We start from the raw sequence: 22,803 nt of genomic DNA, 5'->3' as shown, positions 1-22,803 counted from the left end.
TTCCCCCGAAGGCTTCGGCCTCTCAGCCAACATCAAGCTCTATAACTTAAAAAAACGGCTGATATTTTGATACTCTAATAAAAAACATACATATGAACCCTCAGCTATCTGTTAATGACAATGAATTTCTTCGTCAATTTGAACTTCAGGTTGAAGGAGAATTAGCCAAGATTGAATACGCAAACCAGGACCGCAAGATCTTTTTGACCAAACTTGAAATGAGTGATCAGCTTAAGGAAAAAGGCTATCTGGAACCTTTTATAGAGAAAGTTCTGGACATCATTAAAGAACGGGAAATAAGAGTAATGCCTACCAGCCCTACCATTGCGAGATTCATGCGAAAGAACCGCCGAAAATACAAAGGCATGCTGCCTGTAGGCATCAATATCTAGACCACTGCCTTTTCTTCGACATAAGAGAAGCGAACAATTCCATCTTCTCCAATCTTCTGCAGCTCTACCTGGTGCAGGGTGTTGACCAGTGCAGGATCCCACGGAGTTTTCACCTTTACGTAATTCTCTGTAAAGCCGTGAATGTAGCCTTCTTTGTTCTCTCCTTCAAAAAGGACAGTTTTTGTCTTGCCTAATTGGGTCTCATAAAAAGCCCGTCTTTTTTTAGCAGAGAGGCCACGCAACATTTTACTCCTCTTTTTGCGCACCTTTAAAGGAACTACTGCTTCCATTTCTGCCGCCGGGGTATTTTCCCTTTCCGAATAAGTAAACACGTGGAGGTAAGAAATATCCAGCTCGTTCAGGAAATTATAGGTATCAATAAAATATTCATCGGTTTCTCCCGGAAAGCCTACAATTACATCTACACCTATACAGGCATCGGGCATTACTTCTTTGATCTTTTCTACCCGGTCTACGTAGAGTTCTTTCATGTACCGGCGGCGCATTGCCTTAAGTACTTCATTATTGCCGCTTTGAAGCGGAATATGAAAATGAGGCACAAATGCTTTGCTTTGCGCAACAAAATCTATAGTCTCGTTCTTCAGCAGATTGGGCTCTATTGAAGAAATGCGAAGCCTTTCTATTCCTTCTACCGTATCCAGACCTTTTACCAGGTCAAGAAAAGTGTGCTCATGTTTTTTGTTCCCGAACTCACCTTTTCCGTAGTCCCCAATATTAACACCCGTAAGCACAATCTCCTTAATGCCTTTTTCACTTATTTTCTTCGCATTTTCAAGCACGTTTTCCAAAGAGTCACTTCGGGAAATGCCCCGCGCAAGAGGGATAGTACAATAAGTACATTTGTAATCACATCCATCCTGCACCTTCAAAAAAGCCCTTGTGCGGTCCCCAAAAGAGTAAGAGCCTACATAAAAATCGGCTTCCCCGATTTCACAGGAATGTACCTCTCCCATGTCATTTTTGGTGAGGTCGTTAAGGTAATTGGTGATCTTGAATTTTTCGGTTGCACCAAGCACCAGGTCTACCCCATCTACAGCTGCCAGCTCTTCGGGTTTTAACTGCGCATAACAGCCCACAGCTATCACAAAAGCATTTTCATTGGCTTTTTGGGCCTGCTTTACAATGGTCTTGAACCTTTTATCGGCATTATCGGTAACCGAACAGGTATTGATCACATATATATCAGCTGCTTCGCTAAAATCTACCCGCACAAAGCCTTCATCTTTAAAAGATCGGGCAATGGTAGAGGTTTCAGAAAAATTCAGCTTACAACCCAGGGTATAAAAAGCTACTTTTTTGGGATCTTCCATTTCTTCTCATTCACGATTCTAAAGGCCAGGCTTCAGAATTTCAGTTAAATATAACAGCCTCTAAAAATGACATTTTAGAGGCTGCAAAGATACCAACTTTAATTCAATGAACAATTGGCTGAATCAAGGATCAATTTGCGATGATCAATTAGCAGAAATATAGGACACCACAGTAATCAAAACGGGCACCTGAACACTGCATACTGATCGTTTAACATCAATCGCGCCTGTATTTTTTAGTGTCTTCAAAAACCTGCTCCAGGATCGCTTTCTCTTCTTCTGAAAACTCGAGGCCTTTTCTTTCCATGACTTTTTCGGCTACTTCAAAAGCTTTGGAGGTTTGGTAGGTAGTAGTACCGCCGCTTCCGCCCCAACTAAAACTGGGCACGAAATTCCGCGGAAAACCGGCCCCAAAGATATTGGCGCTCACACCAACCACGGTACCTGTATTGAACATGGTATTGATACTGCATTTGCTGTGGTCTCCCATCATGAGTCCGCAAAACTGAAGTCCTGTATGCGCAAACCTGCCGGTGGCGTAGTCCCACAGGCGCACTTCGGCATAATTGTTCTTTAAGTTTGAAGTATTGGTATCGGCCCCCAGGTTACACCACTCCCCCAGCACCGAATTGCCAAGATAACCGTCGTGCCCTTTATTTGAGTATCCAAAAATGACAGAATTATTCACTTCTCCCCCAACTTTGGAATGCGGCCCCACTGTAGTTGAACCGTAAATCTTAGCCCCCATTTTCACAATAGCGTGATCTCCTAACGCGAATGGGCCCCGCACAATGCTGCCTTCCATAATCTGGGCATCAGCTCCAATATAGATAGGACCTTCGGAAGCATTTAAAATAGCACATTCTACCTTTGCCCCCTCCTCTAAAAAGACATTTTCGGGGGCTATTACCTGGTTGGTAGGAGATAACTTCTGACTGCTACGATCCTGTACCAGCAGTTCAAAATCGGCAGTAATAGCTTCTCCATTCAGCCTGAAGATATCCCATGTATGCTCCACAACCACCGGTTTTCCTTCAAGCTCGATATGTTTGCAGTCGTCAAAATCTACCTCCTGTTCTTCGTAGGCATGAAATGCAACGATATCTTCTTCGTGAAAAATCCCTTCGCCGGGTTGCAGGTTCTTTACCTGCTCCACAAGTTCGGGTGTGGGCAAAAAAGAAGCATTGATCATAATGTTCTCTTCCATCTCTACCATTGGCCATTTTTCAGAAAGGTAATCTTCGGTAATTGTAGAAGTAGTGGTGTTTAAATATCTCTCCCATTTTTCCCGAATGGTTAAGATCCCAATTCTAATTTCGGCCACAGGGCGCGTAAAAGTGAATGGCAGCAAATGGGCACGGGCAGAGCCGTCAAAGAGAATATAATTCATCTGTTTTTCTTTTATGGGCCTAAAAGTACAGTTTTTTAAAAAAACACATGAAATTTTAAAAAAGTATAACAAAAAAAAAGCCTCCCTGTAAGGAGGCTTGTAAATTATAATGACGCTAAAATTACTTTTTGAATTTCGCGTATTTGTTCTTGAACTTGTCAATACGACCGGCAGTATCCAGCAATTTGGCTTTCCCGGTGTAGAATGGGTGAGAAGTTCTGGAGATCTCCAACTTCACCAAAGGATAATTCTCACCATCAACTTCAATAGTTTCTTTTGTGTTCGCGGTAGATTTGGTGATAAAAACCTCGTCATTTGACATGTCTTTAAAAGCTACCAATCTATAATTTTCCGGATGGATTCCCTGCTTCATCTCTTTATTCTTTAAAATCTTGTAATTTTTTCGAGCTGCAAATTTAATTAATTTTTCTAAATCAGCAAGTATTTCTTCTCTAATTTTCAGCTATAAAGAAAGCAGCAGCACGAGTGTAACGTTTTGTTATATTTGCTTACTAATCGTAATTAACCAACAAATATAATTACAATGGAAACACAACAAGCAACAGCACGCAAATTTGTTCTTAATTACGGTCTTCTTTTAGGGGTTGCACTGGTTGTTTTAGGCGTTATTATGTACGTCACCAACAACCATATTGCCCCACACTGGTCTTTCTCCATCGTTACCCTGGCACTTCTAATAGCATTTATGGTATATGGAATCAAAGCATTTAAAACGGAAAATGCTGGTTTTCTTAGTCTGGGTGAAGCTATAAAGGTCGCGGTGGGAATAGGACTTATTGCGGCAATTATTGGCGGCGTTTGGTCTATTCTACTCTCTACGGTAATTGAACCCGACTATATGCTGCAGATGTCTGAAATGCAGAGGGAACAAATGGTAGAACAATTCCCTAATATGACCGATGCACAAATTGACGATGCATTGGAAATGAGTGCTACTTTTCAATCTCCATGGATTATCTTTGCCAGTGGCCTTGTACTGTATATGCTTGGAGGATTGATTATAGGATTGATCGCCGGGCTTATCATGAAGGAGAACAGGCCTTACGAAGTATAAACACATTTAAATGCAGTTATCTATTGTCATCCCTCTTCTCAACGAAGAAGAATCTTTAAATGAACTATATAATTGGATCGCATCGGTGATGCGGTCCAATTCTTTTTCTTACGAGATCATTTTTATAGATGACGGTAGTACAGATAATTCCTGGAAAGTCATTAGAAAAATTGCTGCGGAAGATACCGGCGTTAAAGGAATCAGGTTTAACCGCAACTACGGAAAATCCCAGGCCCTCCACGTGGGCTTTGATAAGGCTGAAGGCGACGTGATCATTACCATGGATGCCGACCTCCAGGACAATCCTGAAGAAATCCCTGAATTATATCACCTTATTACCAAACAAAATTTTGATCTTATCTCGGGTTGGAAAAAGAAGCGCTATGATGCCGTGCTTACCAAAAACCTCCCGTCAAAATTGTTCAATGCCGCCGCCCGAAAAACCTCTGGCCTAAAGCTGCACGATTTTAACTGCGGGCTAAAAGCCTATCGCAAAGCTGTAGTAAAAAATATTGATGTTTACGGCGAGATGCACCGTTACATTCCCGTACTTGCGAAGAACGCCGGCTACTCGCGTATAGACGAAAAAGTAGTACAGCACCAGGCAAGAAAATACGGAAAAACAAAATTTGGGGCCGAGCGTTTTATCAACGGTTTTCTTGACCTCATCACCATCTGGTTCCTGTCCAGTTTTGCACGCAGGCCCATGCACCTTTTTGGCGCCCTGGGCGTGCTCATGTTTTTCTTCGGCTTCCTCTCGGCTGTGGTAATTGGTGCTTCCAAACTCTACAAACTCTACCAGGGGCTGCCCAGCATTCTGGTGACCGATAACCCGTGGTTTTACATCTCCCTTACCACGATGATCCTGGGAACACTCCTCTTTCTTGCAGGCTTTTTAGGCGAATTGATCTTGAGAAGCAGCAGGGACAAAGAACGCTATCGCATTAGCGAAACTACAGGAGAGATTTAACGGGCTTTACCACATAAATCCTTATTTTTGTTTCTGAAAAAAAACTTCTGGCATGAGCTATTACGATATAAAAACACGAGCAGAATCATGGTTAAATCCTGAATTTGATAAAGAGACCCAGGCACGCATAAAAGAACTCCTTGAAAAAGATCCCGATGAACTGAAGGAAAGCTTCTACAAAGACCTTGAGTTTGGTACAGGCGGAATGCGCGGTATCATGGGAGTTGGCACCAACAGGATCAACAAATATACCCTTGGTAAAAACACCCAGGGACTTTCAAATTACCTTAAAAGACAATTTCCCGAAGAAGACATAAAAGTGGTTATCGCTTACGATTGCCGCCAAAACAGTCGGGAACTGGCACAGGTGGTGGCCAATGTATTTTCGGCAAACGGCATCAAAGTTTTTCTCTTTTCTGAATTACGCCCTACGCCCGAACTTTCTTTTTCTGTGAAACACCTCAATTGCCACTGCGGAATCGTGCTTACCGCATCACACAATCCGCCAGAATATAACGGCTACAAAGTGTACTGGCAGGACGGCGGGCAACTTGTGCCTCCACAAGACAAAGAGATCGTGGAAGAAATCGCCAGCCTTCAATATTCCGAAGTGAAATTTGAAGCCAATAAAGACCTCATTGAACTTATAGATACTGAAGTTGATAAGGCATTTGTGGAAGCATCTGTCAAAAATGGCAGTTTTGACACCCCTCAGGAAGCCAAAGACAACCTGAATATCGTCTTCACTTCACTTCATGGTACGGCTATAAAGCTCAATCCAAAAGTGCTGGAAGCCGCCGGTTATAAAAATGTAAATATTGTTAAAGAACAGGCAGAACCCGATGGTACTTTCCCCACGGTAGCATCTCCAAACCCCGAAGAACCTGCAGCCCTTAAAATGGCGTTGGAAAAAGCTAAAGAAATCAATGCCGATATAGTTATAGGTACAGATCCTGACGGCGACCGACTTGGAGTTGCCGTGAAAAACCTGAAAGGTGAAATGGAGCTCTTGAACGGAAACCAGACCATGCTGGTCATGACCTGGTTCCTGCTTGAACAGTGGAAAAAACAGGACAAAATTAAAGGCCGTGAATTTGTAGGCTGTACCATTGTTTCTACCCCCATGATGAGGGTAGTGACCGAAAGTTATGGCGTGCAGTATAAAGAAGGGCTTACCGGCTTTAAGTGGATCGCAAAAATGATCAAAGATAATCCCGGTCTAAATTATATAGGAGGCGGCGAAGAGAGCTTTGGGTTTATGGTTGGAGATTTTGTGCGCGACAAAGATGCCGCTACCTCTACCCTCCTGGCCTGTGAAATAGCTGCCCAAATGAAAGCCAACGGGATTTCTTTTTACGAAAAACTGCTGGAGCTTTACAAAGAATTCGGCTTTTACAAGGAAGAATTGATCTCCCTGGTCAAAAAAGGAATAGACGGTGCCGAGCAGATCAAGAATATGATGGTGAGCCTGCGAGACAACCCGCTGTCTGAGATCAATGGCGAAAAAGTGGTGCTGGTTGAAGATTATGAAAGCTCAAAAGCTTTTCATTATGACCTCACCGATACCCGGATTGAAACCCTCGACATTCCGAAGTCTAACGTGTTGATCTATTATACTGAAAACGGGACCAAGGTGGCTGCGCGCCCCAGTGGAACCGAACCCAAGATCAAGTTCTACATCAGCGTAAATGCGCCGTTGGAAAATATCAGCGAATTTGAAAAAGTTGAACAAGAGCTTTCAGAAAAAATTGCTGCTGTAAAATCAGATTTAAAACTGGCTTAAGCCACCCTACATGAATTATTTTAAGAAGATTATGAGGTTCGCGATCCCTTACAAAAGGTTCGCGATCCTCAACATTATTTGCAACGTTTTCTACGCGCTCTTTAGCACCATGTCTTTTCTGGCGCTCATCCCGGTGATCCAGATCCTGTTTGACAAGACCAAAAGAGTGGCTGTAGAACCGCGTTGGGCCGGCCTGGGGAATATTAAAGATTACATGGTTGAATTCTTCAACTACGAGGTTACCCGCCGTGTTAATGAAGATGAAGTCACAGCCCTCCTATTCGTCTGCGGAATTGTTGTAGTTCTGTTCTTCTTAAAAAACCTTTTTGGCTATCTCGCTGCCTTCTTCATCACCTTTCTTCGGAATGGGGTGCTGCGCGATGTGCGTAATGCCATTTACGACAAGATTCTCGTGCTGCCGGTATCCTATTTTTCCGAAAAAAGAAAAGGAGATACCATTTCCCGGATTACAGCCGATGTGAACGAGGTGCAAACATCATTTCTATCTATTTTGGAATTAGTGGTGCGCGAACCCCTTACCATTATCTTTACCATAACGGCCATGCTCATCATGAGCCCCACCCTTACCCTGTTTGTATTTGTTTTCCTGCCCATTTCAGGGTTTATAATTTCGGCAATTGGCAAGAAACTGAAAAGCAAATCGAATCAGGCGCAGGAAGAAAATGGCTATTTCCTCTCTTTGGTAGAAGAAACTTTATCAAGCCTGAAAATAGTAAAGGGCTTTAATGCTGAAGATAAATTCAGGCATAAATTCCACGATTCCACCAATCGCCTTAAAACCATATTAGACAGTTTATTAAACCGCCAGAACCTCGCTTCACCTACCAGTGAATTTTTGGGCATCTTTGTAATTGTTATCATACTCTGGTTTGGAGGGAATATGGTACTGGTTGAGGGAACACTTGACGGTGCCACTTTTATTGCTTTTATGGGGCTGGCCTATAACATTCTTACCCCCGCGAAACAAATTAGCAAGGCGAGCTACAGTGTTAAAAAAGGTAATGCCGCTGCCGAGAGGATCTTTCAGGTTTTAGATACCGAAACCCATATTAAAGATGCCGAAAATGCCATTGAAAAAAGCCATTTTGAAGAGGTAATAGAAATTGATGATGTTTCTTTTAAATATGAAGAAGAAAATGTGCTGAAGCATTTCAGCATTTCTGTGCCTAAGGGTTCTACAGTTGCCCTTGTTGGACAATCGGGAAGTGGAAAATCTACCATAGCCAACCTGGTCACCCGCTTTTATGATGTAAATGAAGGAGCTATTAAGATCGACGGGATAGACATTCGGGAAATGACAAAAAAATCCCTGCGGAATTTAATGGGCCTCGTTACCCAGGATTCCATCCTCTTTAATGATACCATCCGCAACAACGTGGGGCTCGGAAAAGACAATGCCACCGATGAAGAGATCATTGATGCCTTAAAGATTGCCAATGCCTGGGAGTTTGTGAAAGACCTGCCCCAGGGCCTTGAAACCAATATAGGCGACAGCGGTAATAAATTGAGTGGCGGCCAAAAACAACGGCTTTCCATTGCAAGGGCTGTGCTTAAAAACCCGCCAATCATGATCCTCGATGAAGCTACCTCGGCCTTAGACACCGAAAGTGAAAGGCTGGTACAAAAAGCCCTGGAAAACATGATGAAAAACCGGACATCCATTGTGATTGCCCACAGGCTTTCAACCATCCAAAATGCCGATCAAATTGTGGTGATGCAAAAAGGCCAGATCGTGGAACAGGGAAAACACGAGGAGCTACTGGCAAAAAAGGCTGTTTATCAGAAATTAGTAGAGATGCAGTCATTCGAGTAGCAGCTCGTAAACAGAAAAAGAGAGGGGTTCCAAAAATGCCATTTTTGGAACCCCTCTCTTTTTGTAGGATCTATTTTAAACAAAAAAAAATGGATGAGTAGGTCATCCATTTTTCAAATTCCGCACCACTTGGGGGAGTTGTGGTGAAACGGTTCTTAAAATCGGGGGCAAAAAAGATTTACTTTTTCACTTTGTGAAGATACTACAAAAATTGATATAAAAAAATATTTTGTGTATTTTATCCTATATTTTGTGTATTTCATCGATGTTTGAGGTAATCCTTATCCCTTCAGCAATTCGTGTTTTTTAAGGATTTCCTGCTATCTTTATCGGCTTAAAATTACGCTCCCATTTTGAATGCTTCCGAAGAAAAATTAGTCTCCCGCCTCCAGGATCCGGAATCCCGGAATGCGGCTTTTCGGGAATTACTGGAACTTTACCAGGAGCGTTTGTACTGGCAGTGCCGCAATATTGTGAAGAACCACGAAGATGCCGATGATGTGCTGCAAAACACCTTTATTAAGATCTTCAGGAATATTGATAAATTTAAAGGGGAAAGCCAGTTGTTCTCCTGGATGTACCGTATTGCGACCAATGAGGCCATCACGTATTTGAACAACAGGGCCAAAAAGCAACAAATAAGTTCGGAAGAACTTCAGCAACAAATTATTGACAACCTGCAAAATGACGTATTTTTTGAAGGTGATGAAATTCAGCTGAAACTTCAGAAAGCCATTGCCACACTTCCGGAGAAACAACAACAGGTTTTTAACATGAAGTACTTCCAGGAGTTGAAGTATAAAGAAATTTCTGACATCTTAGGTACTTCCGAAGGCGCTTTGAAGGCTTCTTATCACCATGCGACCAAAAAAATTGAAGATTTTTTGAAACAGACTTAAACCTTTGGATGAATTTTCAGTCAAATAATTAAATGAAAAAGAAAGGGTTACCATATAAGAACAAATCTGGATTTAAAGTCCCTGACGGCTATTTCGAGGACTTTGAAGCCCGTATGATGTCTCGCGTGACCGGGGATAAGCAGCATTTTGGCGACAACCCGTTCAAGGTGCCCAGTGATTATTTTGAGCAGCTTAGCGACAGAGTATTTGAAAAGCTGGAAACTCCTCCAAAAGAAGGGAAAATCATTTCTCTTTTCAACAGGAAAACCTGGTCTTACGTGGCCAGTGTTGCAGCAGTGGTGGCTATTCTATTTAGTGCAGTGCTCTTTAACAACAACACTGAGCTGGGTTTTGAAGATCTCAATATTACTGCGGTTGAAAATTACCTTTTGGAGACTCTGGACACCGATAACCCGAACGAGACGAATTATGCACCTTATGAAATAACTGCTTCGGCAAACCCCAATATTGACAAAGAAGCCCTCCTGGAATATTTGAATGAGAATATCGAAGAACCGGCACTTCTACTTAATGAAGATTAACATGAAAAAGATTTTATTCATAATCCTGTTTCTTAATGCCAGTATTTACGCTGTGGCGCAGGATAAGGATGAGCACCGCGAGAAGATAAAAGCCCTCAAGACCGCCTATATTACTGAAGGCATGAATTTAACAGCCCGGGAAGCCCAGCAATTCTGGCCTGTTTATAACGAATATGTTGAGAAACGCAGGCAGCTCTACCGGCAGGAAAGAGCCGAGGTTGAGAACATTGAGTGCATTTCTGAAGATAAGGCAAATGCCAAACTCGACGAATATGTTGCACTGGAACGGGAAGACTACCTGTTAAAGAAGAAATACTACAACGATCTCAAACAAATTTTTAGTGCCCGAAGGATTATGCAGCTAAAAAAGGTGGAAGATGAATTTAATCACAAGATGATGCTGGAGTACCGCCAGCGGAAAGAATCAAAAAAATAGTTGGATTTTTTGGTTGGTTAGTTGAAAATGGTCCGGTTGCCGAAAGGTGCCGGATCATTTGTTTTTACCTGAATTTTAATTTTGCCAGCCTGTTCTTTCCTGCCGCGTAAGCCACGCTGTCATTTAGGAACCTGATGGTGTAAAAACCTTCGGGTGAAAGTTGCTGCCAGCTCTCACCCGCATCTTTAGAATAGGAAATACCTGTAAATCCCACGGCCACTATTTCTTTTCCATCACCACCCGGAATGTAACGTACACTGCTCTTGTAGCCGGGATCCTGGCCATTGGCAATGAGGCTCCAGGTCCTGCCACCATCTGTAGTCACGGCTTTATTGGCAGTATTCTCTTCAGGAGCGGTGTAATCGCCCCCAATGATTACGCCTTTTTGTTCATCATAAAAATCTATAGCGTACCCGCCCTGGGTGCTTTTTCCCTGCACCAGCGGCGTATCGAAAACTTCCCAGCTTTTACCTTTATCGGGCGTAAAAAAGACCCTTGATTTCGCCCCACCTGAAAGTATCCAGGCCTTCTCCCCTTCTACCGCAATGTTTGCATTGCTCGCTGCAAAGGCTGCTTCGCCTTCAACAGCTTTTGGGAGTTGATCACAGGGAAGTTTTTTCCAGCTCTTCCCGCCATCTCGGGTTATGATGATAGACAGGCAATTTTCAACAGGGTCTCCCATCGCTATACCTTCTTTATCGTTCCAAAAGCACATGGCATCATAAAAGACTTTTTCACCTTCTTCCTTATACACCAGTTCCATTTGTCCGCTGTCACCTGTTTTGTACAAAAGTGCCGGATTTGCGACGCTCAGCATAAAAAAATCTTCGGAAGTTCCTGCCACAGCCCTAAATTCGGGAAAGATAGAATCGTACTGCTGCCGGCTTACCCGCACCTCATCTTTAGCCGAATTGTAAATACCATAAGCCCCGTTAGAGCCTGCAAAAGCCACATCGTTACCCATGATCTCAATAGCCCTGATGCTGATGGAATCTTCGAGCAGCATGTCAATTTCAACTTCAGTAAAAGCCTGCCGTTCCCTCACAACTTCCTGCTGCTGTTCACTTTTAGGATCTGATTTACACCCGATTATTACTATAAAAAGAAGAAAACCTATACGCTTCATAACCTGAATTTGAAGGTAAAGATAGATTTTTCCGAAGTTTAAAAAGCTTACCTTTGTGCCTTTAAATGAAATTTATGCGCTTATACAGAAATTTGGTCTTTGCTACCGTTGATGCCCTTAGTGAAATATTTAATGAAGGAGCTTATGCCGATAAGGTGATCGAAAAAACACTGAAACGCGATAAACGTTGGGGTGCCCGGGACCGAAGCTTTATTGCTGAAACCACATACGATATTGTTCGCTGGAAGCGCCTTTATTCTGAAATAGCCGAAGTTAAAGCTCCATATTCCAGGGAAAATCTTTTCAGGCTATTTGCAGTTTGGGCGACTCTAAGAGGAATCGAAATTCCGACTGACTGGAAGCAGATTGAACCTGTTCCCACCCGCCGAATCAAAGGAAAATTCGACGAATTAAGTAAAATTAGAAAGTTCAGGGAATCTGTGCCCGACTGGCTCGATGAAATGGGTGTGCAGGAGCTGGGTGAAGAAACCTGGGAAAAGGAAATTCACGCTCTTAACCAGCAGGCTCCCGTGATACTTAGGGTGAATACGCTCAAAACCACCAGGGAAAAATTAAGACAGGAGCTTCAAAAAGAGGAAATTGAAACCGAATTTTTGGATAGTTATCCCGATGCCCTGCAACTCAAGGAAAGAAAGAATGTGTTTAGGACAGAAGCATTCAAAAATGGCTTTTTTGAGGTGCAGGATGCTTCCTCTCAATTGGTTGCCCGGTTCCTGGGTGTAGAACCTGGAATGCGCGTGGTTGACACCTGTGCCGGAGCCGGCGGAAAGTCTTTGCACCTCGCAGCCTTAATGGAAAATAAAGGCCAGTTGATCGCTACAGATATTTACGGAAATAAACTGAAAGAATTGAAACGCCGAGCCCGCCGGGCAGGGGCTCACAACATTGAGCCACGGGTGATTGATTCTAACAAGGTGGTGAAAAAACTCTACGGAAGTGCAGATCGCGTTCTTATTGACGCACCCTGTAGCGGCCTGGGGGTGTTAAGCCGAAACCCCGATGCAAAATGGAAGCTGCAGCCAGAATTTATTGAGACCATCAAACAAACCCAGCAAGAGATCCTGAAGCAGTATTCAAAAATGGTAAAAAACGGCGGAAAAATGGTATACGCTACCTGTTCTGTTTTACCTTCAGAAAATGAAGCGCAGGTGAAGAAATTCTTGGCTTCCGAAGAAGGAAAAGATTTCAGCCTTGCCAAAGATCAGAAGATCTTATCGAGCGAAACCGGGTTTGACGGTTTTTATATGGCATTACTCGAGAAAAAGTAATTCCACCTCATTAATATTTTTATTTTCCTGCATTTTATTGAATGAAATGCAGGATTTTTTATTTAAACCGTTTCCAAAATGCATAAAAGCTGGGGAATTTTACCATTACTTAATGTAATGAACGGGAAATAAATTTTAATTTTGCGACAATCGAAAAAACCAATAACATTTAAAAAACTAAGATGAAAAAATCATTTTATTTACCTTTTTTGAGCATTCTTTTCCTGATTGGCTGTAGTTCTGATGATGATGATGTAACAACACCTGTAGATCCCGATCCGGTAGAGGAAACTCCTTACTACGAAATCCCGGAAGCCCTTGTAGGTTATTATGAAGGAATAGACTTCTCGGAAGAAAACGAGGAACTTTATGATGACCTGGCGACGCGCACCATTGCCAAGCACACCAACATGCTTGATTACACAGACAGGCATGATTACCTGTACAAGGCAGATGAAGATCCAGCCAAGCCAGACAATGTTGTTCTTATATATACCGGTGAAAGCAGGTACTGGGAAGAATATTTATCTGGAGGCAATTCATATGACCCCCAGACTTTTAATACAGAGCACGTATATCCACAATCTTTGGTAGATAATACCGCAAAAGGAGACCTACACCACCTGCGTGCAGCAGATGTTCAGGTAAATCAATCTAGGGGGAATTACCCTTTTACAGATGGGGAAGGATCTTATGAGTTAATAGACGGCAATAAATTTTTTCCCGGTGATGAATGGAGAGGTGATGTTGCCCGAATGATCATGTACATGAACCTGCGTTATAACGAACCTTTTGACGAAATGGGCGGCCTGGAGCTTTTCCTCGAATGGAATGCCGAAGATCCTGTTTCTACCCTAGAACTTCAACGAAATGAGGTGATTTACGATGCGCAGGGCAACAGGAATCCTTTTATCGATAACCCGCATCTTGCAACAAGATTATGGGGAGGTGACGAAGCTCAAAACCGCTGGAACGGCGAACCTGTAGAAGAAGACAATGAAGCGCCATCTGCCCCGCAAGCAGTGACAGTTTCAGAAGTTGGTTATGAAACCCTTGATCTAAGCTGGGAAGCAGCTACAGATAATGTAGGGGTGGTTAAATATAATATTATGTTAGATGGAGAAAGCATTTCCAGTACTTCTTCGACTTCCACTAGTCTTTCAGACCTCACTCCCGGAACTACTTACTCCATCACTGTTGCCGCAGTAGATGCTGCCGGAAATGTTTCCGAAGAAAGCGACGCAGTAGAAGCTACTACCAATGAAGATACCGAAGCGCCTAGTACGCCTGCCAATCTCACTGTTGGTACTGTCACTGCTAATAGCGTAAGCCTTAGCTGGGACGCTTCTACAGACAATGTGGAGGTAAAGGAGTACGATCTTTTCCTTGATGGAGAATACAATGCCACTACCACAAACACCGAGTTTACCGTTGCTGGATTAGAGGCTGAAACTCAATATTCTTTCACAGTACTTGCAAGGGATATCTACGACAACGAATCTGTACAAAGCGCAGCCGTAGAAGCTACGACCACAGAAGAAACCGGAAATGGCGGTGGAACTTCTGCCGAACTTTTCTTTTCTGAATATGTTGAAGGAGGCGGACTTAACAAGGCCGTGGAAATTGCCAATGTTACTGGCGAAGAGGTTGACCTCTCTGCATATTCAATTCAGAAGCAGGTGAACGGAGATGGAGAATGGAGAGATGCATACGCTCTTGAAGGAACTTTAGCCAGCGGAGATGTATTTGTGGTTATCAATGGTGGCGCAGATATTCAGGCAATCATTGATGCTTCTGATGCTTCACTAAGCGGAGCGCCAGTAGATTTTAACGGTGATGACCCGATTGGATTATTTAAAGATGGCGTTCTTATAGACATGATTGGAGTTGACGGGGACGTTGAGTTTGCAAAAGATGTTACCCTAAGAAGAAAATCGACCGTGACCGCACCAAACACCACCTACACAGAAGATGAGTGGGAAGTTCTTGAAAAAAATACCGTAGACGGATTAGGAACTTACTAGGTACTAATTTAAACCTGTTAAAAAGCCACAAATTCTCCCTTGAATTTGTGGCTTTTTTCATTTTCCACACAATTGTTATCTTCTAAAAAGATGTAAATTTGCTTCCTTACAAACAACACAAAACCCACAGAATGATCTTATTCTTCGGAAATCGTCCAAACAAGGTCTATGCAGTTGAAACGCATAAGGCACTGTCGGCCGAAAACATCGCTAAGTTAGACTGGCTTTTTGGAAACGCACAATATTTAGAAAAATCTGCCCTGGCAGATTTTTTTGTTGGTCCCCGTGCCGCCATGATCACCCCCTGGAGTACCAATGCGGTGGAGATCACGCAAAATATGGGCATTGAAGGCATTCGCAGGATCGAAGAATTTTACAAGGTAGATGAGCATTATCACGATTTTGATCCCATGCTTTCCCAAAAATACAATGGGCTGGATCAGGATATTTTCACCATCAACATAGAACCCGAAGCCATTAAGGAAGTAGACAATATTGCTGCTTACAACCAGGAAGAAGGTTTGGCACTAAACGATGAGGAAGTGGAATACCTCGAAAAACTTGCAGAAAGGATCGGCCGGAAACTTACCGATTCTGAAGTCTTCGGATTTTCCCAGGTAAATTCGGAACACTGCAGGCATAAGATCTTCAACGGGGTTTTTGAAATTGACGGAAAGGAAAAACCTGTTTCCCTCTTTAAGCTTATCAGGAAAACTTCCGAAGAAAACCCGAATGATATTGTTTCGGCATATAAGGATAATGTAGCTTTTTTAAAGGGCCCAAGAGTAGAGCAGTTCGCCCCACAGTCGGCCGACAAGCCCGACTTTTACAAGAGAAAAGATTTTGATTCGGTAATTTCTTTAAAAGCTGAAACCCACAACTTCCCTACCACGGTTGAACCTTTTAACGGGGCAGCAACCGGAAGTGGCGGGGAAATTCGTGACAGGCTGGCGGGCGGAAAAGGTTCCCTTCCGCTCGCAGGAACAGCTGTTTATATGACCTCTTATTCAAGATTGGAGGAAGGCCGCCCGTGGGAAAAAACATTTCCCGCAAGACCATGGCTTTACCAAACGCCAATGGACATCCTCATCAAAGCTTCCAACGGGGCTTCAGATTTCGGAAATAAATTCGGGCAGCCGCTTATTGCAGGTTCTGTCCTCACTTTTGAGCATTCCGAAGACAGAAGGGCTTTGGGCTACGATAAGGTGATCATGCTTGCCGGCGGAATTGGCTACGGCAAAGCAGAACAGGCCATTAAAGGAGCCCCAAAAAAGGGAGATAAGATCGTTGTTTTGGGAGGTGAGAACTACCGAATTGGCATGGGTGGAGCTGCGGTTTCTTCGGCAGATACAGGGGAATTCAGCAGCGGGATTGAGCTTAACGCCATTCAGCGTTCCAATCCCGAAATGCAAAAAAGAGCCGCCAATACCATCCGCGCGATGGTAGAGGCCGAGGAGAACCCAATTGTTTCCATTCACGACCACGGGGCAGGCGGCCACCTCAACTGCCTGAGTGAACTAGTGGAAGATACCGGCGGAAATATTGACCTGGATAAACTTCCGGTGGGAGACCCTACGCTTTCCGCTAAAGAGATCATCGGCAATGAATCTCAGGAGCGGATGGGGCTTATCATTTCTGAAGAAGACCTTAAGCAAATGCAAAGAATTGCAGAACGCGAAAGAACTCCGCTTTACGCAGTAGGTCAGGTAACCAATGACAGGCAGTTCACTTTTGAAAGCAAAACAAAAGGCGACAAGCCTATGGATCTTGCCCTTGCCGATATGTTTGGCAGCTCTCCAAAAATGGTGATGAAAGACAAGACCGTGAACAGGAGCTATAATGATGTTGAATATAATCCTGCCGACCTGCATAAATATCTTGAGCAGGTGCTGCAACTTGAGGCTGTTGGTTCAAAAGACTGGCTTACCAATAAAGTTGACCGCTGTGTTACCGGAAGGGTGGCAAAACAACAAACTGCCGGGCCCTTACAGTTACCACTTAACAACTGCGGGGTGATGGCGCTTGATTATAAAGGTAAGGAAGGCGTGGCAACTTCAATTGGCCACTCCCCCGTTTCGGCATTGATCGATCCTGTTGCAGGGTCACGCAACTCCATTGCCGAAGCACTTACCAATATTGTGTGGGCCCCTCTTGAAAAAGGTTTAAAATCGGTTTCTCTTTCTGCCAACTGGATGTGGCCTTGTAACAACGAAGGGGAAGATGCAAGGCTTTATGAAGCTGTTCAGGGGGTTTCCGATTTTGCGATTTCCCTCGGAATAAATGTGCCAACCGGGAAGGATTCCCTTTCCATGAAGCAGCGTTATGAGGACGGAAATGTCCTGGCTCCGGGAACGGTGATTATTTCGGCTGCGGGGCACTGCGACGAGATTACGAAGGTTGTGGAGCCGGTACTGCAAAAAAACGGCGGCGCCATCTACTACATCAACTTTTCACAGGACGAATTCAAATTGGGAGGTTCTTCATTTGGGCAGATCCTGAATAAAATAGGGGCCGAAGCACCAACCATTAAAGACGATAAAAAATTTGCTGCCGCTTTTAATGCGATGCAGGAATTGATAAGGAAAGATTTAATTCTGGCGGGTCACGATGTGGCTTCGGGCGGATTGATCACTACGCTTCTTGAAATGTGCTTTGCAGATGTTGAGCTTTCCGCAGAATTCAATCTCACTAAACTCGGAGAAAAAGACAGCCTGAAATTGCTGTTTGCGGAGAACGCCGGAATTGTGTTCCAGGCAAAAGATGCTTCCGTAGAAGGCATTTTAAAGGAGAAAGGAATTGCATTCTTCAAGATTGGAAAAGCTACTGAAGGTAAAACCCTGAAGATCAAAAACGGGGATCAAAACCTGAAGTTTGATATTCCAAAGCTGCGCGATACCTGGAGCCGCACTTCGTTCCTGCTTGATGAGAGGCAAAGCGGAATAGACAACGCAACCGAACGCTACAAGAATTACGCAAAACAGCCGCTGCACTTCAGGTTTCCGGAAGGTTTCAATGGGAAATTACCGGCCTCCCCCGGCCCCTCCAAAAGAGGGGAGCGCATTAAGGCTGCCATTATTAGAGAGAAAGGCTCAAATTCTGAAAGGGAAATGGCTTACGCCATGGATCTTGCCGGCTTTGATGTCAAAGATGTTCACATGACCGACCTTATTTCGGGAAGGGAGACTTTGGAAGATATTCAGTTTATAGCGGCAGTGGGCGGATTCTCTAATTCAGACGTACTGGGAAGTGCCAAAGGCTGGGCCGGGGCATTTCTTTACAACGAGAAAGCCAAAGCTGCGCTGGACAACTTCTTCGCAAGAGAAAACACGCTTTCCCTGGGCGTGTGTAATGGTTGCCAGCTCTTCATGGAACTGGGATTGTTACATCCCGATCACGAGGAGAAGCCAAAAATGCTGCATAATGAATCGCATAAATTCGAATGTAATTTCACCTCTATGGAAATTGCCGAAAATGATTCGGTGATGATGCATTCATTGTCGGGTACAAGGCTCGGGATTTGGGCCGCTCACGGGGAAGGAAAGTTCAGCTTCCCGTATGAAATGGACCGATATAAGATCATTGGAAAATACGGGTACGAGACCTATCCTTCCAACCCCAACGGTTCCCACTACAATACCGCCATGATTGTGAGTGACAACGGCCGACATTTGGCGATGATGCCGCACCTTGAGCGCTCTACTTTCCCATGGAACTGGGCATATTACCCAAAAGACCGGCAGGATGAAGTTAGCCCCTGGATAGAGGCTTTTGTCAATGCCAGGAAATGGCTTGAAAAGCAGGAAAAGTAAACTAAAAAGGTCCGGAAAAACTCCGGACCTTTTCTTTTGTAATATCTTAATTTATAAAGATCAATTGTTCAGCGGATACTCCTCAAAAATGGCATTTACGAGACCCCTTATTTCCTGAATATTACTCTGGTTGCTAAGGCTCTCTGATGCCACGCCTTTCCAAACGGTATTTCGGCTTTCGCGGTCAACGAGATTAATCACCACGGTACCTTCTTCATAGGCATAAGTATCGGTATCATAACCAATAATATTGTTGTACCCGGCATATCCGCCGTAGTAGTAATTATTGTAAAGCGGGTTTATTGTGCTCACCCCTGCAGTATAAGGGTAAGTAGCATAAACAGCGTCTGTGGTAGTTTCCAGTTCTGTATCGGTTTCGGTACTAATGAGTACCAGCAAATCGGGATTTTGGCGGTCGAGGTTATAGCCGACTTCCCTCATGTTCATATTTACTGCCTCGATCACTGCCCGGCTCACATCTTCAGAATCCATTGGCAGGTTTTGGGCATTGACATTTGAATTGGGCAGGTACGCAAAAGAGTCATAATTACCAAGATCTTTTGAAGTGGTTTTTTGTGTTGCCACTCTGGGCCCACATCCAAGGATAAGCCCGACAATTAACAACATTACAATTAGATTTAGTTTTTTCATAGCTGTTGGTTTTTAAAGTTTATAGTTTTACTCTCTTTAAATTAATTATTTAAAAACACTGATAATTAATACTTTAACTGAATTATCAGATTTTTAACCTGCATGTAGGAATTTTTCTTCAAATAAGGATACTTCAGCCGTGGGCATTTCACCTTTCTATAACACAATTTGGAGCTGATGATTCTTAACTTAAGAGGAAAAACAGGAAGATGGACAACAAAGAGAAAGACGATAAGTATTTTGGACGTGGAAATCAGGCGTTAGACCTTGAAGTTACAAGGGCAAAAGGCAGCTACATCTATGCTGCCAACGGAAAAAAATATATCGATTTTCTGGGAGGCGCCGGAGTGGGCAATCTTGGCTGGGGCGTTGAAGAAATTGAAGAAGCAATCAGGAAGAAAGACCGTCCGGCGTATGTTTATCCAAACTTTTACTACAGGGGCTGGAGCGAACTGGCCGAAGTTTTAGCCAAACTGGCCCCGGGAAAACTTCAGAAAAGCTACAGGATGACGGGAGGATCGGAAGCTGTAGACGCCGCTTTGGAAATGGCCACCATGTACACCGGCAGAGAAAAGATTTTATCTATTGAAGGCAGCTACCACGGGAATACCATGGGCGCCTTGAGTATTGGAGCTACAAAAAAGAAAAAAGGCTTTCCCAAACTTTTAGAAGGCTTTGAAAAACTGGAGCTTCCATTAAATTCTGAAAAACTCGAGCGGGTAAAAAAACTGCTTTCAACCAAAGAATTTGCCGCAGTTATTATGGAACCTGTCATCATCAACCTTGGCGTTGTGGTTCCCGAAAAAGAATTTATGGCAGGGCTAAACAAAATCTGTAAAGACACAGGTACTTTATTGATCATGGATGAAGCCATCACGGGCTTTGGAAGAACCGGAAAAATGTTTGCTTCAGAACACTTCGATATTGAACCCGACATCTTGGGCATGGCTAAAGCCATTACTGCAGGCCACGCAGGGATGGGCGCAGTAATCACCACTTCAGAAATTGACCGGCAGTTAAGTGGAAAAATTGGATTATATTCGTCTTACGGATGGCACCCGGTAGCTGTAGATGCTTCTCTGGCCGCGCTACATTACCTTGAGAAGAACCAAAAAAGACTATTCGAGAACATAGAACAACTCGCAGAGACCTTCAAAAATGGCATTTCAGAAGTAAATTTCAGAAAAGAGCCGGAGGTGCGAATTAAAGGTGCCGCCATTGGCGTAGAGGTTTATGATGAAGATTATGCTTCAAACATCAAACAAAAGGCCCTGGAGAAAGGCCTGCTGATAAATACCGAGGGATCTTCTCTCCTGTTCCTGCCAAATTTTCAAATGCCGCAGAAAACAGCCCTTGAAGGTCTCAATTTATTAAAATCATGCACCTAAACAGGAGATTTTATAAAATTTATTTGAAATAGATGCTTCTTTTGCTATTTTGCACAGACTATCGTAACAAATCAATAAATGATTGAAATAAAACGACTTTTTGATTTTCCCTATTTCCAGTTGGAAAATGCACCACGGGAAAAATCCCTGGTCACCAAGTACAATGGGAAGTGGGAAGCCCTTTCTTCTCAGGAATATGTAGACCAGGCCAATGCCGTAAGCCGGGGATTGCTGCGACTGGGCATACAGCCTAATGACAAGATCGCAGTGATCTCGACCAGTAACCGGACGGAATGGAACGTGCTGGATATTGGAATTTTACAGCTCGGGGCCCAAAACGTGCCTATTTATCCTACTATTTCTGAAGAAGATTATGAATATGTGCTCAATCACAGTGAATCTATCTATTGCTTTGTATCAGATAAAGAGATCCTTGATAAGCTAAACACCATTCGAAGCAATACCAGTTTAAAAGGGGTGTACACCTTTGATGAAATTGCGGGAGCCGATAACTGGAAGGAAATTTTAAAACTTGGAGAAGACAAGTCTAACCAGGATGAAGTTGAGGCGCGAAAAAAGGCAGTAAAGGAAGATGATCTTGCCACGCTAATCTATACTTCGGGAACTACCGGAAGGCCTAAGGGTGTAATGCTTAGCCACAAGAACATTGTGAGTGATGTACTGCTTAGCTCAGACCGGGTGCCCTTTGAATTTGGCACCTATACCTCGCTCAGCTTTTTGCCCGTATGTCACATTTTTGAAAGGATGATCCTTTATCTCTACCAGTATTACAGCGTTTCTATACATTTTGCTGAATCTATTGACAAGATAAGCGATAACCTGAAGGAGGTGAAACCTCATGTGATCTCGGCTGTACCAAGGCTGCTTGAAAAAGTTTATGACAAGATCATTGCCAAAGGCTCTACAGTGGGCGGCATTAAGCAAAAACTGTTCTTCTGGTCTGTTGAACTTGGTCTGGAATTCGAACCTTATGGCGCTAACGGCTGGTGGTATGAAACCCGGCTCAAAATTGCCCGAAAGCTCGTCTTTTCTAAATGGAAAGAAGGCCTGGGCGGCAGAATTGAACTTATAGTATCGGGAAGTGCTGCACTTCAGCCAAGGCTTGCCCGGGTCTTTGCGGCTGCAGGCATCCCGGTAATGGAAGGTTACGGCCTCACCGAAACCTCTCCCGTAATCGCCGTTAACGATCAGAGAAACCGCGGGTTCAAAATTGGAACCGTGGGGAAAGTCCTTAAGAATGTAGAGGTCAAGATCGCCGAAGACGGGGAAATCCTGTGTAAAGGACCTAACGTGATGATGGGTTACTACAAAGAACCCGAAAAGACCAAACAGGCCATTAACGAAGATGGCTATTTTCACACCGGGGATATTGGAGAGCTTGACAGCGAAGGTTTTCTCAAGATCACCGACCGGAAAAAAGAGATGTTCAAGACCTCTGGCGGAAAATATGTGGCGCCCCAGGTTATTGAAAACCAGATGAAGCAGTCTCGCTTTATTGCTGAATTAATGGTGATTGGAGAGGGCGAAAAAATGCCTGCGGCACTCATTCAGCCCGATTTTGAATTTGTTCGCGAATGGGCAAAAAGAAAACATATAGAAGTAGGCCCGAGTAATGCCGATCTTATTCATAACGAAGAGGTTAAAAAACGCATCCAGGAGGAAGTGGATTTCTACAACCAAAAATTCGGAAGCTGGGAAAAGATCAAAAAATTTGAACTTACCCCCGATGTCTGGAGTATTGAGAGCGAACACCTCACCCCTACCATGAAGCTCAAACGCCGAAATATCATAAAATTATACCAGGACCTTTACGACGGCATCTACGAGAAGTCGTAAAAACCTG

18 protein-coding genes are annotated in these 22,803 nt (G+C 43.6%); 13 read left to right on the top strand and 5 right to left on the bottom strand.

All coding sequences use genetic code 11. The features are described 5' to 3' along the window. Nucleotides 1-92 precede the first annotated feature (92 nt). Nucleotides 93-392 (top strand): N-acetyltransferase, encoded by a 300-nt coding sequence (locus JRG66_RS11230; protein ID WP_265162860.1) that lies wholly within the window; start codon nt 93-95, stop codon nt 390-392. Here the strand turns inward: JRG66_RS11230 and mtaB are convergent. The 3 genes from mtaB to JRG66_RS11215 all read right to left on the bottom strand — a co-directional run bounded on the left by mtaB (nt 389) and on the right by JRG66_RS11215 (nt 3,486). Beyond that, nucleotides 389-1,723, bottom strand: coding sequence for a tRNA (N(6)-L-threonylcarbamoyladenosine(37)-C(2))-methylthiotransferase MtaB (mtaB, locus tag JRG66_RS11225; RefSeq protein ID WP_265162859.1), 1,335 nt, complete (start codon nt 1,721-1,723; stop codon nt 389-391). The two genes, JRG66_RS11230 and mtaB, sit on opposite strands and share 4 nt — an antisense overlap. A gap of 217 nt (nt 1,724-1,940) precedes the next feature. Further along, entirely contained in the window at nt 1,941-3,113 is a 1,173-nt protein-coding gene (locus JRG66_RS11220) for a GlmU family protein (RefSeq protein WP_265162858.1), read from the bottom strand. A gap of 121 nt (nt 3,114-3,234) precedes the next feature. Further along, nucleotides 3,235-3,486 (bottom strand): type B 50S ribosomal protein L31, encoded by a 252-nt coding sequence (locus tag JRG66_RS11215; protein WP_265162857.1) that lies wholly within the window; start codon nt 3,484-3,486, stop codon nt 3,235-3,237. Nucleotides 3,487-3,657: 171 nt separating this feature from the next. On the opposite strand from JRG66_RS11215, the gene JRG66_RS11210 reads away from it, so the two are divergent. From JRG66_RS11210 to JRG66_RS11180, 7 genes are all read left to right on the top strand, one after another. Next, complete coding sequence (locus JRG66_RS11210; RefSeq protein ID WP_265162856.1) at nt 3,658-4,188, top strand: DUF4199 domain-containing protein; 531 nt, start codon at nt 3,658-3,660, stop codon at nt 4,186-4,188. Between the two features lie 10 nt (nt 4,189-4,198). Continuing rightward, nucleotides 4,199-5,158: a glycosyltransferase family 2 protein gene (locus tag JRG66_RS11205; protein ID WP_265162855.1), complete on the top strand. Its 960-nt coding sequence runs from the start codon at nt 4,199-4,201 to the stop codon at nt 5,156-5,158. A gap of 52 nt (nt 5,159-5,210) precedes the next feature. Continuing rightward, on the top strand, nt 5,211-6,941 hold the full coding sequence (locus JRG66_RS11200; RefSeq protein ID WP_265162854.1) for a phospho-sugar mutase: 1,731 nt from the start codon (nt 5,211-5,213) through the stop codon (nt 6,939-6,941). 10 nt (nt 6,942-6,951) lie between these two features. Next, nucleotides 6,952-8,775 (top strand): ABC transporter ATP-binding protein, encoded by a 1,824-nt coding sequence (locus JRG66_RS11195; protein ID WP_265162853.1) that lies wholly within the window; start codon nt 6,952-6,954, stop codon nt 8,773-8,775. Between the two features lie 353 nt (nt 8,776-9,128). Next, nucleotides 9,129-9,674, top strand: coding sequence for an RNA polymerase sigma factor (locus JRG66_RS11190; RefSeq protein ID WP_265162852.1), 546 nt, complete (start codon nt 9,129-9,131; stop codon nt 9,672-9,674). 32 nt (nt 9,675-9,706) lie between these two features. Beyond that, the gene (locus tag JRG66_RS11185) at nt 9,707-10,216 is read left to right on the top strand and encodes a hypothetical protein (protein ID WP_265162851.1); all 510 of its coding nucleotides are present in this window, start codon (nt 9,707-9,709) and stop codon (nt 10,214-10,216) included. 1 nt (nt 10,217) lies between these two features. Next, nucleotides 10,218-10,652 (top strand): hypothetical protein, encoded by a 435-nt coding sequence (locus tag JRG66_RS11180; protein ID WP_265162850.1) that lies wholly within the window; start codon nt 10,218-10,220, stop codon nt 10,650-10,652. 64 nt (nt 10,653-10,716) lie between these two features. Here JRG66_RS11180 and JRG66_RS11175 read toward each other — a convergent pair whose 3' ends face one another. Beyond that, entirely contained in the window at nt 10,717-11,778 is a 1,062-nt protein-coding gene (locus tag JRG66_RS11175) for a WD40/YVTN/BNR-like repeat-containing protein (RefSeq protein ID WP_265162849.1), read from the bottom strand. A 74-nt stretch (nt 11,779-11,852) separates the two neighbouring features. Here JRG66_RS11175 and JRG66_RS11170 point away from each other — a divergent pair, with 74 nt between their 5' ends. The 3 genes from JRG66_RS11170 (at nt 11,853) to purL (ending at nt 18,900) form a co-directional block, all read left to right on the top strand. Next, entirely contained in the window at nt 11,853-13,067 is a 1,215-nt protein-coding gene (locus JRG66_RS11170) for an RsmB/NOP family class I SAM-dependent RNA methyltransferase (protein WP_265162848.1), read from the top strand. Nucleotides 13,068-13,249: 182 nt separating this feature from the next. Beyond that, entirely contained in the window at nt 13,250-15,091 is a 1,842-nt protein-coding gene (locus JRG66_RS15650; protein ID WP_371875310.1) for an endonuclease, read from the top strand. A gap of 131 nt (nt 15,092-15,222) precedes the next feature. Beyond that, on the top strand, nt 15,223-18,900 hold the full coding sequence (gene purL, locus JRG66_RS11155) for a phosphoribosylformylglycinamidine synthase (protein ID WP_265162847.1): 3,678 nt from the start codon (nt 15,223-15,225) through the stop codon (nt 18,898-18,900). A 60-nt stretch (nt 18,901-18,960) separates the two neighbouring features. On the opposite strand, the gene JRG66_RS11150 is transcribed toward purL, so the two are convergent. Continuing rightward, nucleotides 18,961-19,551 carry a DUF4136 domain-containing protein gene (locus JRG66_RS11150; protein WP_265162846.1) on the bottom strand — a complete coding sequence of 197 codons (591 nt, stop codon included), beginning with the start codon at nt 19,549-19,551 and terminating at the stop codon, nt 18,961-18,963. Between the two features lie 209 nt (nt 19,552-19,760). Between JRG66_RS11150 and JRG66_RS11145 the strand changes: the two genes are divergently transcribed. Both JRG66_RS11145 and JRG66_RS11140 read left to right on the top strand, forming a co-directional pair. Continuing rightward, nucleotides 19,761-20,939 (top strand): class-III pyridoxal-phosphate-dependent aminotransferase, encoded by a 1,179-nt coding sequence (locus JRG66_RS11145; RefSeq protein ID WP_265162845.1) that lies wholly within the window; start codon nt 19,761-19,763, stop codon nt 20,937-20,939. Nucleotides 20,940-21,017: 78 nt separating this feature from the next. Continuing rightward, complete coding sequence (locus JRG66_RS11140) at nt 21,018-22,796, top strand: AMP-dependent synthetase/ligase (RefSeq protein WP_265162844.1); 1,779 nt, start codon at nt 21,018-21,020, stop codon at nt 22,794-22,796. Nucleotides 22,797-22,803 lie beyond the last annotated feature (7 nt).

The organism is Salinimicrobium tongyeongense, assembly GCF_026109735.1.
GTDB lineage: Bacteria > Bacteroidota > Bacteroidia > Flavobacteriales > Flavobacteriaceae > Salinimicrobium > Salinimicrobium tongyeongense.
The sequence above is the reverse complement of the archived record's forward strand: the minus strand, read 5'-3'. Positions and strand labels throughout refer to the sequence as shown.

Coding starts and splice junctions, on each gene's coding strand:
- JRG66_RS11230 (WP_265162860.1), top strand. CDS start 93: ATGAACCCTCAGCTATCTGTTAATGACAATGAATTTCTTCGTCAATTT.
- mtaB (WP_265162859.1), bottom strand. CDS start 1,723: ATGGAAGATCCCAAAAAAGTAGCTTTTTATACCCTGGGTTGTAAGCTG.
- JRG66_RS11220 (WP_265162858.1), bottom strand. CDS start 3,113: ATGAATTATATTCTCTTTGACGGCTCTGCCCGTGCCCATTTGCTGCCA.
- JRG66_RS11215 (WP_265162857.1), bottom strand. CDS start 3,486: ATGAAGCAGGGAATCCATCCGGAAAATTATAGATTGGTAGCTTTTAAA.
- JRG66_RS11210 (WP_265162856.1), top strand. CDS start 3,658: ATGGAAACACAACAAGCAACAGCACGCAAATTTGTTCTTAATTACGGT.
- JRG66_RS11205 (WP_265162855.1), top strand. CDS start 4,199: ATGCAGTTATCTATTGTCATCCCTCTTCTCAACGAAGAAGAATCTTTA.
- JRG66_RS11200 (WP_265162854.1), top strand. CDS start 5,211: ATGAGCTATTACGATATAAAAACACGAGCAGAATCATGGTTAAATCCT.
- JRG66_RS11195 (WP_265162853.1), top strand. CDS start 6,952: ATGAATTATTTTAAGAAGATTATGAGGTTCGCGATCCCTTACAAAAGG.
- JRG66_RS11185 (WP_265162851.1), top strand. CDS start 9,707: ATGAAAAAGAAAGGGTTACCATATAAGAACAAATCTGGATTTAAAGTC.
- JRG66_RS11180 (WP_265162850.1), top strand. CDS start 10,218: ATGAAAAAGATTTTATTCATAATCCTGTTTCTTAATGCCAGTATTTAC.
- JRG66_RS11175 (WP_265162849.1), bottom strand. CDS start 11,778: ATGAAGCGTATAGGTTTTCTTCTTTTTATAGTAATAATCGGGTGTAAA.
- JRG66_RS11170 (WP_265162848.1), top strand. CDS start 11,853: ATGCGCTTATACAGAAATTTGGTCTTTGCTACCGTTGATGCCCTTAGT.
- JRG66_RS15650 (WP_371875310.1), top strand. CDS start 13,250: ATGAAAAAATCATTTTATTTACCTTTTTTGAGCATTCTTTTCCTGATT.
- purL (WP_265162847.1), top strand. CDS start 15,223: ATGATCTTATTCTTCGGAAATCGTCCAAACAAGGTCTATGCAGTTGAA.
- JRG66_RS11150 (WP_265162846.1), bottom strand. CDS start 19,551: ATGAAAAAACTAAATCTAATTGTAATGTTGTTAATTGTCGGGCTTATC.
- JRG66_RS11145 (WP_265162845.1), top strand. CDS start 19,761: ATGGACAACAAAGAGAAAGACGATAAGTATTTTGGACGTGGAAATCAG.
- JRG66_RS11140 (WP_265162844.1), top strand. CDS start 21,018: ATGATTGAAATAAAACGACTTTTTGATTTTCCCTATTTCCAGTTGGAA.